12 protein-coding genes, 1 tRNA gene and 1 pseudogene are annotated in these 13,360 nt (G+C 62.3%); 4 read left to right on the forward strand and 10 right to left on the reverse strand.

The window, feature by feature from the left end:
* Window positions 1-49: 49 nt before the first annotated feature.
* The 7 genes from coaE to ACSQ20_RS02845 form a co-directional block, all read right to left on the reverse strand.
* The gene (coaE, locus tag ACSQ20_RS02815; RefSeq protein WP_436017238.1) at window positions 50-661 is read right to left on the reverse strand and encodes a dephospho-CoA kinase; all 612 of its coding nucleotides are present in this window, start codon (window positions 659-661) and stop codon (window positions 50-52) included.
* A gap of 3 nt (window positions 662-664) precedes the next feature.
* Window positions 665-1,573 carry a prepilin peptidase gene (locus ACSQ20_RS02820; RefSeq protein WP_436017240.1) on the reverse strand — a complete coding sequence of 303 codons (909 nt, stop codon included), beginning with the start codon at window positions 1,571-1,573 and terminating at the stop codon, window positions 665-667.
* 62 nt (window positions 1,574-1,635) lie between these two features.
* Window positions 1,636-2,706, reverse strand: coding sequence for a type II secretion system F family protein (locus ACSQ20_RS02825; RefSeq protein ID WP_436017242.1), 1,071 nt, complete (start codon window positions 2,704-2,706; stop codon window positions 1,636-1,638).
* A 365-nt stretch (window positions 2,707-3,071) separates the two neighbouring features.
* The gene (locus tag ACSQ20_RS02830) at window positions 3,072-4,313 is read right to left on the reverse strand and encodes a GspE/PulE family protein (RefSeq protein ID WP_436017244.1); all 1,242 of its coding nucleotides are present in this window, start codon (window positions 4,311-4,313) and stop codon (window positions 3,072-3,074) included.
* Between the two features lie 84 nt (window positions 4,314-4,397).
* Window positions 4,398-5,693, reverse strand: coding sequence for an HlyC/CorC family transporter (locus ACSQ20_RS02835; protein WP_436017247.1), 1,296 nt, complete (start codon window positions 5,691-5,693; stop codon window positions 4,398-4,400).
* Window positions 5,694-5,879: 186 nt separating this feature from the next.
* Window positions 5,880-5,956 (reverse strand) — tRNA-Pro (locus tag ACSQ20_RS02840).
* Window positions 5,957-6,007: 51 nt separating this feature from the next.
* Window positions 6,008-7,000, reverse strand: coding sequence for a polyprenyl synthetase family protein (locus tag ACSQ20_RS02845; RefSeq protein WP_436017249.1), 993 nt, complete (start codon window positions 6,998-7,000; stop codon window positions 6,008-6,010).
* 395 nt (window positions 7,001-7,395) lie between these two features.
* On the opposite strand from ACSQ20_RS02845, the gene rplU reads away from it, so the two are divergent.
* The 4 genes from rplU (at window position 7,396) to proB (ending at window position 10,458) form a co-directional block, all read left to right on the forward strand.
* Entirely contained in the window at window positions 7,396-7,707 is a 312-nt protein-coding gene (gene rplU, locus ACSQ20_RS02850; protein WP_102609564.1) for a 50S ribosomal protein L21, read from the forward strand.
* Window positions 7,708-7,731: 24 nt separating this feature from the next.
* A complete protein-coding gene (gene rpmA / locus ACSQ20_RS02855) occupies window positions 7,732-7,995 on the forward strand; it encodes a 50S ribosomal protein L27 (protein WP_436017251.1) in 264 nt (87 codons plus the stop codon).
* 184 nt (window positions 7,996-8,179) lie between these two features.
* Window positions 8,180-9,295 (forward strand): Obg family GTPase CgtA, encoded by a 1,116-nt coding sequence (gene cgtA / locus ACSQ20_RS02860; protein WP_436017253.1) that lies wholly within the window; start codon window positions 8,180-8,182, stop codon window positions 9,293-9,295.
* 44 nt (window positions 9,296-9,339) lie between these two features.
* Window positions 9,340-10,458, forward strand: a complete 1,119-nt coding sequence (gene proB, locus ACSQ20_RS02865) for a glutamate 5-kinase (protein WP_436017255.1) — start codon at window positions 9,340-9,342, stop codon at window positions 10,456-10,458.
* 15 nt (window positions 10,459-10,473) lie between these two features.
* Here proB and ACSQ20_RS02870 read toward each other — a convergent pair whose 3' ends face one another.
* From ACSQ20_RS02870 to ACSQ20_RS02880, 3 genes and pseudogenes are all read right to left on the reverse strand, one after another.
* The gene (locus ACSQ20_RS02870; protein WP_436017257.1) at window positions 10,474-11,814 is read right to left on the reverse strand and encodes a gamma-glutamyl-gamma-aminobutyrate hydrolase family protein; all 1,341 of its coding nucleotides are present in this window, start codon (window positions 11,812-11,814) and stop codon (window positions 10,474-10,476) included.
* Between the two features lie 136 nt (window positions 11,815-11,950).
* Window positions 11,951-12,520 (reverse strand): CNP1-like family protein, encoded by a 570-nt coding sequence (locus ACSQ20_RS02875; RefSeq protein WP_436017259.1) that lies wholly within the window; start codon window positions 12,518-12,520, stop codon window positions 11,951-11,953.
* A 274-nt stretch (window positions 12,521-12,794) separates the two neighbouring features.
* Window positions 12,795-13,307 (reverse strand): annotated as a pseudogene (locus ACSQ20_RS02880) (RNA pyrophosphohydrolase); the annotation flags it as partial.
* Window positions 13,308-13,360 lie beyond the last annotated feature (53 nt).

Below are 13,360 nucleotides of genomic sequence, written 5' to 3' on the forward strand. Positions count from 1 at the left end.
TAATGCTGCCGATGCCCCCTCGCAATCGCGGAATTGCGCGCGATGCGTATCATCGTGCCGCGGCGAGCGCGAGTGAGAGGTAGTGCGTGTGCAATTGCCCGACCTGTTCGTCGAGCTGCTGCACCTGGATGTTTTCGTTGAGAAGGACATCGTCGGCCGCGGCGAGCCGCGCTTCGCGCGGTGCCTGGCGGGCAATGATGGCAAGTACCTGCTCGCGCGAGAAGCCGTTGCGGTGCATCACGCGGGCAATTTGCGTCTCGACGTCGCAGTCTACGACGAGCACGCGATTGACGCGCGACTTCCACGCGCCCGACTCGACGAGCAGCGGTACCACGACAATCAGGTAAGCCCCGTTTGCGGCGTTCATTCGGCGTTCGGTCTCCGCGCGGATGAGCGGATGCGTGATCGCCTCCAAGCGTGCGCGCGCGGCATCGTCGGCGAATGCCAGCGCACGCATTTTTGCCCGTTCCAGCGAACCATCGGCGGCGATGAAAGTTGGGCCGAATTCGCGAGCGATGAAAGGCATCGCCGGGCCGCGGGGCGCGGTGATGCTGTGTGCGATGACGTCGGTATCGACGATAGCGACACCGCGCGCGGCGAACAGATCGGCGACAAACGTCTTACCGCTGCCAATGCCGCCTGTCAGCCCCACAACGAACATGGTTCAGCCTCCAAACAAGTGAAGAAACGGCGAGCCGACAAACAGTGTGAGGATGCCACTTGCAGCCAAAAATGGTCCGAATGGCAGCGGCTCTTCGAAGCGCATGCGTCCGAGCCACGCCGCGACGAGCCCGACGATGGCACCCGTCACCGCTGAAATCAGCACGATTTGCGGCAACGCTGTCCAACCGAGCCAGGCGCCCAACGCCGCTAGCAGCTTGAAGTCGCCGTAGCCCATCCCTTCTATGCCTCGCACGAAGCGGAAGAGCCAATAGATGCACCAGAGAACGCCATACCCGACGATCGCACCGATGACAGCCGCGTGCAAGCTCGCGAACGTGCCGCTCAAATTGACGGCAAGCCCGGCCCACAGCAGCGGCTGCGTCAGCGAGTCGGGCAGCAGGTGCGTCTCGATGTCGATCATGCTCATCGCGAGCAACGCTGCGCACAGCGCGAACGCCGCGAACGCCGTGCCGGTTGCGCCGAATGCGAATAGCGAGAGCGCCGCGAGGGCCGCACTTGCGAGCTCGACGAACGGATAGCGAATGCTGATCGGCTTGCGGCAGACCGAGCATCGACCCCGCAGCAGCAGATAGCTCACGACGGGGATGTTCTCGTAGATACGCAGGATATGTCCGCAATGGGGGCAGGCGCTGCGAGGTACGCAAATGTTATAGCGCGGCTGCAGCCCGTCGTCGTCGGCCGGTTGTCCGGTGGCTTCGCTGATTTCGGCGCGCCAGGCACGTTCGAGCATGATTGGCAGCCGGTGTGCGACGACGTTCAAAAAGCTGCCGATCACGAGTCCGAACACGGCGGCAAACGCGAATTGCCACGCTGGCGGCAGGCCGGCGAACGAAGCACCAAACTGCGCTGTGGCGCTCGAAAGCGAGGTGTGGGCGATGAGCGCGTGCACGGATGGAGTCGCGGTCTGGTCGTGGGGCAATGGGGGAGTAATAGGGAGCTATGGGCTGGATGCTACACCACGTTGCCAAGTTCGATGATGGGCAGATATAGCGCGACGACGAGGCCCCCAACGAGCGAGCCCAGCATGATGACGACGAGCGGCTCGGCGACGCTCGTCAGTATGCCGACCGCTTCATCGACCTCACGCTCGGCAAGCGCTGCCACATCGAGCAAGACAGCATCGAGCGCGCCGGACTCTTCCGCCACCGCCACCGGTTCGATGATCGTCGAGGGAAAGGTCGACGTGGCATGCATGGCTGCAGCTAATCGCTCGCCGCGCTCGAGCCGCAACGCAATTTCGATGCTGGCGGCATCGAATACCGCGTGCCCTGTGGCATGTGTGAGCGAAGTAAGGGCGTCGGCGAGCGGGATGCCCGAAGCAAGCAATGTACCGAGCGCCCTGCACCAGCGGGCCGCTGCGAGCGCCGCTATCGTTCGGCCGATGAGCGGGATGGCGAGCGTCAGCTTACCGAGTGCAAGCCGTGCGGCATGCGAGCGCCGCAAGGCGAACAACAGGACGAGTTGTGCGACGGCGAGCGCAGCGGCGCATGCGCCACCGTAATGCAGCGCGGCGTCGGATAGCGCGATGACAGCACGCGTAGGGCCAGGCAGAGCGGCCCCGAAGCCCTCGAAGACTTGCTGGAACGCGGGCACGACCCAGGCCAGCAGCGCGCCAGTGATTGCGATCGCAAAAAGCAGAACGACCGTGGGATAGGCAAGCGCGGCTCGCACCTTGGCGCGCTGCACGGCGGCGCGTTCACGTTCTTGCGCCATTCGCTCGAGCACCGGAGCGAGCGAGCCCGACGCTTCGCCCACCGCTGCGAGCTGGCAATAGAGCGCATCGAATTGCGGGGGGTAATGGGCGAGCGCTGCGGCAAAGGTGGTCCCCGCATTGAGGCTGCGCGCGAGTGCGCCTGCCAGGCGCGGAACGCCGCTTCGAGCGGGCGTACGTGCAATCACCTCCAGCGTTTGAGCGAGCGGCAGCCCCGCGCGCAACATGCTCGCGACATGGCGGGTAAAGGTGGTGATGTCGCGCGCGTTCGCTTTTGGCGCCGCGGCTCGGCCACGTTCGTCGAGCGCCATGACAACGACACCGCGGCGACGCAACGCAGCCCGCGCCGCGGCGGCGTTTGTCGCGATAATGCGGCCGCGCCGAGCCGTGCCGTCGAGTTCGACGCCTCTCCAGGCGAACCTCCGCTCGGACGGGCCGTTTGGCTCGTTGGGGGGCGGGCTGAATGGGACCGGAGTAAGCGCTAAAGCGCCAACTTGGGTCGACGCGTTGCATGGGACCGGAGTAAGCGCTGAAGCGCTAACTTGGGTCGACGCGTTGCATGGGACCGGAGTAAGCGCTGAAGCGCTAACTTGGGTCGACGCGCTGCATGGGACCGGAGTAAGCGCTGAAGCGCTAACTCCGGTCGACAAACGAATGTGAGCGTTAGGGCGCATTCTCATACCGCCTCCGTCGAACTGACGACTTCCGCGAGCGTCGTCGTGCCGTCGCGCACACGAGCAAGTGCGGCCCGCCGAAGCGAGATTGCCCCGTCCAACTGCGCCCGCCGCGCGAGCTCGATGCAACTCGCGCCGCCAACAATGAGTTCACGCATCGCGGCTGACACATTCAAAACCTGATGCACACCGACGCGCCCTAGATAGCCGATGCCATGGCATGCCTCGCACCCGCGCGCCACGTACGGCGTCCAACCGCCGATCTCATGCATGGCAAAGCCCGCCGCATGTAACGCAGCCGGTGATTCATGTCCGCTTTCGCGGCACCGTTCACATAAGCGGCGCACGAGCCGTTGCGCGGTGACAAGCCGCAGCGCCGCGGCGAGCCGGTACCGTGCAATCCCGATATCGATGAGGCGCGTAATGGCCCCGGGCGCATCGTTCGTATGCAGCGTCGACAAAACGAGGTGCCCCGTCTGCGCCGCCTTCAACGCGACGTCGGCCGTCTCCGCGTCCCGAATCTCGCCGACCATGACCACGTCGGGGTCTTGCCGCAAAAACGCACGCAGTGCAGTGGCGAACGTAAGGCCCGTCTGCTCGCGGACGTTGACCTGGTTGATGTCGGGCAACTGAATTTCGGCCGGATCTTCCACCGTACACAAGTTGCGAGAAGAGGCGTTGAGCATCTGCAAAAAGCAATAGAGCGAAAGCGTCTTGCCGCTACCCGTTGGACCAGTGACGAGAATGAGGCCGTGCGGTGCGTTAAGCGCTGCTTCGATCAGCAACCTTTGTCCTGAATCGAAGCCCAGTGTGCCAAGCGACAGGTCAGCAGGCAGCGCTTCGAGCCGGCGCAGCACGAGCTTTTCTCCAAGCAGTGTCGGTAACGAACTGACCCGGTAGTTCTCGATCACGCCGGGCGCGACGGCAAGCCGCAATCGGCCATCCTGCGGCACTCTGCGCTCGGCGATGTCCAACCGCGCAAGCACTTTGAGGCGTGTCACGAACGCGTCGCGCAGGTACGCCGGCGGGCGAAGTAGCTCGTGCAACACGCCGTCGATACGCAGCCGGATGCGCCAGCTAGCGTCGCCAGGTTCGACATGGATATCGGACGCACGCAACTGCGAGGCTTGAGCGAGGACGTCGGCCAGTAGACGGACGACCGGCACCTCGCTTGCATCGGCGGGTGCCGAAGCTGCAGCAATCGCGGCGGGTGCAATAAGGGGGGATGAGAGAGATGAGGACAACGAAAACCGGCAAGAGCGCCGCCTATCGAACACGATAAGGGGATCATCGCGCTATCAAGCGTTGGCCGATATTCGGCCGATCGGCTAACCTCGCGCTGATCTCGCCGCCTGACGGCTCTTGGGCTTGAAGACCTTGACCGTGCGAATGGCCTGGTCGTCGCTTTGCATCACTTCGAGGTGAACATCGCCGATACGCACGCACACGTCGCCTTCAGGAATTTCCTCGAGCGTCTCGAGCAGAAGACCGTTCAACGTCTTCGGCCCGTCGGTCGGCAGGCTCAGTTGCAGCCAGCGATTGAGCTCGCGCAGCGGCATGGTGCCCGCAACGATGCACTCGCCTTCGTCATTCCAGCCGCGCCTCGAACCCGCTCCGCGCGGAATCGAGGTCGTGAACTCGCCGATCAGTTCCTCCAGAATGTCTTCGGGTGTCACGAGCCCTTGCAGCTCGCCATATTCGTTGACGACGAGCGCCGTGCGCTGGCGCGTCTCCTGAAAGTACTGAAGCTGCTGAAACACCGGCGTGCCGGAGGGCACGAAATATGGCTCGGTCAGCAATTCCCGTAGCGTTTCGCGCTCGAGCTCCTGCTTATGCAGCGCGGCAAGCGTCTTGCGTACGTGCAGCACGCCGAGCACGCGGTCGATATCGCCTTGGTACACGATCAACTTGTTGTGATAGCAGGTCTCGATCTGCCGCAGGATATCGTCGAACGGCGCCTCGAAATCGAGTGCTTCGATACGGCGCCGCGGAATCATCACATCGTCGACCGAAATGTTTTCGAGATCGAACAAATTGAGCAGGATGCTGCGGTGTTTGGTCGGCATGAAGTTGCCCGACTCGAGAACGATGGTCCGCAATTCCTCGGTGGAAAGCCGTTGATCGCGGCCGCCTTTCGTGTTGATATGCAGCACGAGCAGGATCGCGTTGGAAAAGAGGTTGACGAACCAGACCACCGGCTTGAGCACGCGCATCAGTGCTGCAATGATGAACCCCGCCGGCAGCGCGATTTTCTCGGGGTACGTCGCGCCGACAATCTTCGGCGTGATTTCCGCGAACACGATGATCAGAAACGCGACGATGCCGGTGGCGACGGACAATACCAGGTTGTTGCTGCCGAACGTGCGCAATGCGATCGAGGTGGTCAACACCGGGATGATCGTGTTGAGCAGGTTGTTGCCGATCAGGATCACGCCGAGCAGCTCGTCGGTGCGGCCCAGCAGGCCTTGCGTGGTTTTAGCCCCGAACACGCCCTTGTTGGCGAGATGCTTGAGGCGATGGCGGTTTAGCGCCATCATGGCGGTTTCCGAAATCGAGAAGAAGCCGGAAACAAAGAGAAGTACGAAGACGGCGCCTACTTGCGCCCATAAAGGAAGGTGTTCCACGCGTTGTGCTAGAAGGCGGAAAAAGGTGGGGGATGGCGAGAATATAGCAGAGCGTTCACCGTGGCCCAGTCAGCCGGTTGGCTAAAAATGGCCCATGGGCACCCATGCCATGCGATGTCCGCCCGCATGGACATTGGGACGAAAAAAAACCGCGTAACCAAGTACGCGGTTTTTTCCGACTGAATCTGGTCGGGGTGAGAGGATTCGAACCTCCGGCCTCTACGTCCCGAACGTAGCGCTCTACCAGGCTAAGCTACACCCCGAAAAAGACTGCATGACTGCACTCGTGGACTATGCCGACCGGCGAGTCTCTTTCAAGACTGTCTCGCCGTTGAGTAAGAGCATAATTCTAGCAGGCTTTCCTTGTAAATGGAATCTGGGAACGAAGAAATCGCGGCGTTGGCGGCCTCCGCTTCGCGCTTGGCGCACGCGAGCGTATGGTCCAGCGCGCCGGAGCGCGTAATGGCCTCGAAGATCGTATCAAAGCGGTCTGTGCCGCCCTGTTCGAGTGCCTGGCGTGCAAGCGCTGACTGCTCGGGCGTGCCGCGTTCGATCAGATAGATGAGCGGGAGCGTGGGCTTGCCTTCGCGCAAGTCGTCGCCGGCATTCTTGCCCATCGATTCCGCGCTCCCCGTGTAGTCGAGCCAATCGTCCATGATCTGAAACGCGGTACCGATGCGGCGCCCGAATTCGGCCGCGGCGGCCTCCGTCGTCGCGTCGACGCCGGCGAGCACCGCGCCGATCTGCGCGGCCGCCTCGAAGAGCTTCGCCGTCTTGTAGCGGATCACCTGCATGTACCGCCCCTCGTCGACATCGGCGTCATGCATGTTGAGTAACTGCAGCACCTCGCCTTCGGAAATAATGTTCGTCGCTTCGGCCAGGATTTCCATCACGCGCATCTTGCCCACGCCGACCATCATCTGGAACGAACGCGAATACAGAAAATCGCCGACGAGGACGCTCGCGGCGTTGCCGAACAGCGCGTTGGCGGTTTTGTGGCCGCGGCGCAGGTCCGATTCGTCGACCACGTCGTCGTGAAGCAGCGTTGCCGTGTGAATGAACTCGACGACTGCTGCCAACTCGTGTCGGTAGCCGGTGGTCTCGCCGAGCGCGCGGGCGACGAGCAACAGCAGCGCCGGGCGCAGCCGCTTGCCCCCCGCGCCGATAATGTACTCGGAGATCTGATTGATCAGCATCACCTCGGAGGCCAAGCGTTGCCGGATGACCCGGTTGACCTGCTCCATGTCTTCGGTGATTGGGGCAAGTAGGCTAGTGGCGCTGGGGGCGGTGGTGGCGGTCGACGACATGATGAGAGAAATGGGTAGTGCCGCGGATTATAAAGGGTTATCAGCGGTTGCAAGACGCGTGCGATGCACATCGCAGACCGCTTCGGTGCGCCGCGGCAGGCGGGACATGCTGTAAAGGAATGTGGGGCGCGATGACGCGCACAGCACGTACGCCGCCGGCGCGTAGGCCAGCTTTTGACCGCGCCGCTAACTCTATGTATAATCACGCGTTTTCACGCGAGGTGCGTGGAGAAACAAGCGGTAAATAGGTAGTACAGCGAGGCAGTACAGAGGCAGTACAGCAGCGATGTAGCGCAGCCATGTGCTGCATCGCAGGTGTAAAGAGTACGTGGAAACACGTGAAAACGGCCGTCGTGTCGATCGATACGGCGGCGGAATACAGAGTGAGGTTCTCAATGTACGCGGTCATAAAAACCGGGGGCAAGCAGTACAAGGTTGCCGTCGGCGAAAAATTGAAAGTAGAACAGATACCGGCAGACATTGACGCTGAAATCACGCTCGACCAGGTTCTCGCAGTGGGCGAAGGCGAATCGATTCAGTTCGGTACGCCGCTGGTCAGTGGGGCTTCCGTCAAGGCTACCGTTGTATCGCACGGTCGGCATGCCAAAGTCACCATCTTCAAGATGCGTCGCCGGAAGCACTACCAGAAGCACGCGGGCCACCGCCAGAACTATACCGAACTGCGCATCGACGCGATCAACGCGTAAGCGCACCGGTCAAGGAGCAAACAGATGGCACACAAAAAAGCAGGCGGGTCTTCCCGCAACGGCCGCGACTCCGAGTCAAAACGCCTCGGTGTGAAGGTGTACGGCGGCCAGTCGATCAACGCGGGCGGAATCATCGTGCGTCAACGCGGTACGCGCATGCACCCGGGCAACAATGTCGGCATCGGCAAAGATCACACGCTCTTCGCGTTGATCGATGGCCACGTCAAGTTCACGACGAAAGGCGCCGACAAGAAGCACTTGGTCAACGTCGTTCCGGCCGCGGTCTAAGATCGATCGGACCCGGGCGCGACCAGCCGAAAAAGGCCCCGCGAAGTTGGCGGGGCCTTTTTCGTTGCAGGTGCGTGTTGCACGTAGCAAACGTAACGACGGCTGGCCGGCGTTGGCCGAATGGCCGGCTTGGTCATCATCGGCCGGCGCGGCACAATAACGGAAACACGGGACGGAGCAATTCATGAAGTTCATTGACGAAGCGCGGATCGAAGTAATCGCCGGCGACGGCGGCGACGGCAGCGCGTCGATGCGCCGCGAAAAGTTCGTCCCGTTCGGTGGCCCGGATGGAGGCGACGGCGGGCGCGGCGGCAGCGTCTACGCGGTCGCGGACCGCAATATCAACACCCTGATCGATTACCGCTACGCGAAAAAGCATCAGGCCCGCAACGGCGAAAACGGCCGAGGCTCCGATTGCTACGGCAAGGGCGGTGATGACATCGTGCTGCGCATGCCTGTCGGCACCGTGGTGACGGATCAGGAAACGGGCGAGCTGATTGCCGACCTCACGGAGCACGAGCAGACGGTGCTGATTGCGCAGGGTGGAGCGGGTGGCCTCGGCAACCTGCATTTCAAGTCGAGTACGAACCGTGCACCGCGGCAGAAAACCGAAGGCAAGCCCGGCGAACGCCGCATGCTGCGGCTCGAGCTGAAAGTGCTGGCCGACGTCGGGCTGCTCGGCATGCCGAACGCCGGTAAGTCGACGTTCATCTCATCGGTCTCGAACGCTCGGCCGAAAATCGCCGATTATCCGTTCACCACGCTGGCCCCGAATCTGGGTGTCGTGCGCGTGGGGCCAAGCAAGAGCTTTGTGATCGCCGATATTCCGGGGCTCATCGAGGGCGCCGCAGAGGGTGCGGGCCTCGGTCACCAGTTTCTGCGCCATCTGCAGCGCACCGGTTTGCTGCTGCATCTCGTCGATTTGGCACCGTTCGACGAAACCGTCGACCCGGTTTCGGAAGCGCGCGCGATTGTCGGCGAGCTACGCAAATACGACGAAGCGCTCTATCAAAAGCCGCGCTGGCTCGTGCTGAATAAGCTCGATATGGTGCCGGAGGAGGAACGCGAAGCACGCGTTGCCGATTTCCTCGCACGATTCGAATGGACCGGCCCCGTCTTCGAGATATCGGCGTTGACGGGCCTCGGCTGCGAACATCTTTGCTACGCGATTTTCGATTACCTCGCGGCGCACTCAGAGGCGCACCACGCCGAACAAGCCGAAGATCTGGCTGCCGATGTCCGCTTTCGCGAGGATGCCGCGCCCGGTTCGGCAAGCGGGCCTGCGACGCCGCACCAGTAACCCGTCAGGCGTCGCCGCGTCATTCAATGGGAGACTCTCGCACGATGCGCTCTGTCATCGCCGATTCGAAACGCTTGGTAGTCAAAGTGGGGTCCAGTCTCGTGACGAACGACGGGCGGGGGCTCGATCAAACGGCCATCGGGCGCTGGGCCGCGCAAATCGCGCAAGTGCGCGCGCAGGGCAAGGAGGTCGTGCTCGTCAGTTCAGGAGCAATCGCGGAGGGCATGCAGCGACTCGGCTGGGCCAAGCGGCCACGCGAGATCGACGAGTTGCAGGCAGCTGCCGCAGTGGGGCAGATGGGTCTCGCGCAGGTCTACGAATCCCGCTTTGCGGAGCACGGTATCCGCACCGCGCAGATTCTGTTGACCCACGCCGACCTGGCGGATCGAGAGCGCTATCTGAATGCGCGCTCCACGTTGCTTACGCTGCTGCGGCTGGGCGTTGTGCCGATCATCAACGAAAACGACACGGTCATCACCGACGAAATCAAGTTCGGCGATAACGACACGCTCGGCGCACTGGTTGCCAATCTCATCGAAGGTGACGCGCTGATCATTCTCACCGATCAAACCGGGCTCTACACAGCTGACCCGCGCAAAGACCCGAGCGCTCAGCTCGTGCGCGAGGCAGATGCTGGCGCCCCGGAACTCGAGGCCATGGCGGGCGGTGCCGGCACAAGCATCGGCCGCGGCGGCATGCTGACGAAGATTCTTGCCGCCAAGCGCGCCGCAGGTAGCGGCGCGAATACGGTGATCGCGAGCGGCCGCGAGCCCGACGTGCTCGTGCGGCTCGCGGCCGGCGAGGCGATCGGCTCGCAGCTCATTGCACGTACGGCGCGGCTTGCTGCGCGCAAGCAATGGATGGCGGACCACCTACAGGTGCGCGGGCATGTCGTCATCGACGACGGCGCGGTCGACAAGCTCACCGCGGGCGGCAAGAGTCTGCTGCCGATCGGCGTTGTCAACGTTCGCGGTGCGTTCGCGCGTGGCGAAGTGATTGCCTGTGTCAACGTTGCAGGGCGCGAGGTGGCGCGCGGCATCACGAACTACAGCAGTGCGGAAGCGAAGCTGATCCACCGCAAGCCGAGTGCCGAGATCGAACCGATTCTCGGCTATATGCTCGAGCCCGAACTCATTCATCGCGACAACCTCGTTTTGGTCTAGCGCGCAACCGCCCGGCTAGTCGCATTTGCGGATGATTTCTTGTTGCAGCGCGCGCATCGGTGGCGTCCATTGGGCGAAGGGCAGAAATCGCAGCGCCTGTGTGAGGGCGTTGTACGCCTGCGCCGGCCTGGCCGGTGTCAGCGCGACAGCCTGCTGTAGTGCGGCCGTGGCTGTCGCTTTGGCTTGCAGTGATGCGATCACATGCTGTTTTCGTCGGCGTGCCTGGGCCGCAAATACCATGAATTCGATTAACGCAGTGCTAAGCGCTCCGGGTGTGCCGGGACTCATGTCGCCGGCCCCCGGCATCCCCGGCAAGTAACATTCGGGGTGCCATTGAATGCCCATCGTCGGTGCGCCGTAGAGCGATTCGAATGCTTCCACCGTATGCGGGCTGTCTTGATCGACAGCGCTGACTTCGAGCCACTCGGCCGAGTGGCTTTTGGGAGCGGCTGTTTGCCCGTCCGGAAGCGGTCGACGCGCGAGTGTAGGGTAAGTCATGGTCGCGGTATCCGCGGCATCCCCGGTGCCGTTCGCTGACGTGGCATCGGTCGCCGCGACAGCCCAATGCGTCGAATTCACGCCGTTGATATCACGGTCGGTATCGCGCCCACCGGCTGTCAGCGAGCGCAGCATCGTATTACCGCGCACGCGTACGCCGTGCTCCAACTTCCAGGTGTCGCTCGAGTTCTTCGCCTTATGGCGGGCGCGGGTATTGACGTCCAACGTCCGCACCTTGCCGTTATAGCTTTCGAGTAGACGCCAAGAGCCGGCGCATACAGCCAGCACGGGAATTCCGCGACTTCGGGCGATTTCGAGCAACCGCAGTTCGTACTGGGTTCGGGTTGTATGCTCGAGCTTTACCCGTTCATATTTTTCAACGCGCTTTCCGAACGCATCGTCCTTTTCGCCGCGCTTGCGGATGGGTTCGAGGATGCGGTTGAAGTCTCTTTCTTCCTGATACTGTGTCGGGGCGCTCGACGACCCTTCCTGCGTATCGTTGGCCGTCGGTCCGCCGGCGATGTAGAGCAGGTCGATGCCATCGAGATCTGACCACTTGGCTTCGCGAGGCGGACTCTCGGCGCCGGCTGCCCCGCGCGGCAACGTGACGGGAGCGACCTCGACGCCGAACCGAGCGCTGCCGTCGCTGTTCACCAGCCGGTTGAGTGCGTTGATGGCTGCGCAATCGTGGTTCGTGTGCGCACCGCCGGAGCCGTCGGTGCGAAAAGGAACGCCAACGTGGATTCTCGCGCCGCCGAGGTTAGGCGCCCACGTTGCGAGGGTTTGCGGCGCCATAGCGCCCGCTCGCAGTGCCGCGAGAGTGAGATTGTGAAGTTCGGGGCGCACTCTGGCGTTCATACGGGAAGCTCCTTCCGACAGAGTCAAGGACCAAAGGACCCACCTGAAGGTGGTATCCATCGCAATCGGAAGGATGGCGCGAATGCCGGTAGCATGGAATGCGAAAATTCTTTAGCTGCGTCGCGTGTCCTGCGTCTCAGTGAATGAGCGACGACACCGTGCGGCCGTGGCGCAGGTTATCGACGATCGTCTTCGCGGGCGCGGCCGGCATCTTGTTCGCGCAGAAGTAATCCTGATATAGCGAAGCGTGATAAGCGTTCAATTCGCCGTTCTCGATGCGCCGCCAGCGCGTGGCGACGCTGCGGTCCCAGCCGTTGTGATCGGCGTCGAGCCCCGCGTACTGGCGCCATTCATAGGTGTCGCAGCGGATGCCTTCGTAATTGACATTGCGTGCACCGGAGGGGCTCGTGACGACCACCGTGTAGCGCACGACGCCATCCGAGCCCACGTCGATCGATTTTCCGTCGACGGCAAACTTGAGCGGGGTATTTTGCGAAACGTCGAACGGCAGGAGGTCGGCTGCCTGCGGCAACGGAGGCAGCGCCTCGACCTTGTTTTCCGTCCACTTTCCCTGGCGATCGAGCAAATAAGTGAACGTGCTGTCATCCTTGTTGGATGCGGCGGCGGATTTGGCCGGCGTGTGCGAGCAGCCGGCCAGCAGCGCGCTGGCGGCTAGACAAGCCACGGCAAGTGTCGTCGCTTTCAATATGGGATCCTCGAAAAAACGGGCGCGATATTCGGAGAACCGAATGATAGCGTCCGTTCGAGGTGTTCAGGGCGTTTGCACGGACGCAATGGCGCCCGGATTGGGCGTGAAGTGCCTATTCAGGCACGATCAGGACAGTGGAAGATGTCGAACAGCGGATGTCGTCCGTGTTTTCGGCTGATGTTTCGATGACGATCACGCCCGCCGACGCGCCCATCTGCTCGGGCGCGCCTGCGGCTGTGCAGGCGTCGGCCGGCATGTGCGGTTGCCGCGCCGGCCCGCTCTGGCCACGCGATTTGTCGTGGCGCGACGCCGGGCGGCGCAGGAATCGCGACAGCTCGGTCAACGCCAATTGATAGACATCACGCTTGAACTCGATGACGGCATCGAGCGGCACCCAGTATTCGTTCCAACGCCAAGCGTCGAACTCCGGGTGATCGGTAGCGCGCAGGCAGATGTCGCAATCGCGACCGACCATCCGCAGCAAGAACCAGATCTGCTTCTGGCCGCGATAGTGCCCGCGTACTTCGCGCTTGATGAACTTGTCCGGCACCTCGTAACGCAGCCAGTCGCGCGTGCGGCCGACGATCTTGACATGTTCCGGACGCAAGCCGGTTTCTTCGTGTAACTCCCGATACATTGCTTGCAAGGGGGTTTCGCCATATTTGATGCCCCCTTGCGGAAACTGCCAGGAATGTTCACGCAGCCGCTTACCCCAAAACACCTCGTTATGCGCGTTCAAGAGGATGATGCCGACGTTCGGGCGAAAGCCTTCGCGATCAAGCATACAACCACCTTCGAATCCTTTAAAATTGCTTTGATTATAAACAGATAACGAGT

The sequence above is a fragment of the Trinickia sp. LjRoot230 genome, from assembly GCF_964253315.1.
In the GTDB taxonomy this organism is placed as follows: Bacteria; Pseudomonadota; Gammaproteobacteria; order Burkholderiales; family Burkholderiaceae; genus Trinickia.

Coding starts and splice junctions, on each gene's coding strand:
- coaE (WP_436017238.1), bottom strand. CDS start 661: ATGTTCGTTGTGGGGCTGACAGGCGGCATTGGCAGCGGTAAGACGTTT.
- rpmA (WP_436017251.1), top strand. CDS start 7,732: ATGGCACACAAAAAAGCAGGCGGGTCTTCCCGCAACGGCCGCGACTCC.
- ACSQ20_RS02825 (WP_436017242.1), bottom strand. CDS start 2,706: ATGGCGCTCGACGAACGTGGCCGAGCCGCGGCGCCAAAAGCGAACGCG.
- cgtA (WP_436017253.1), top strand. CDS start 8,180: ATGAAGTTCATTGACGAAGCGCGGATCGAAGTAATCGCCGGCGACGGC.
- ACSQ20_RS02870 (WP_436017257.1), bottom strand. CDS start 11,814: ATGAACGCCAGAGTGCGCCCCGAACTTCACAATCTCACTCTCGCGGCA.
- rplU (WP_102609564.1), top strand. CDS start 7,396: ATGTACGCGGTCATAAAAACCGGGGGCAAGCAGTACAAGGTTGCCGTC.
- ACSQ20_RS02845 (WP_436017249.1), bottom strand. CDS start 7,000: ATGTCGTCGACCGCCACCACCGCCCCCAGCGCCACTAGCCTACTTGCC.
- proB (WP_436017255.1), top strand. CDS start 9,340: ATGCGCTCTGTCATCGCCGATTCGAAACGCTTGGTAGTCAAAGTGGGG.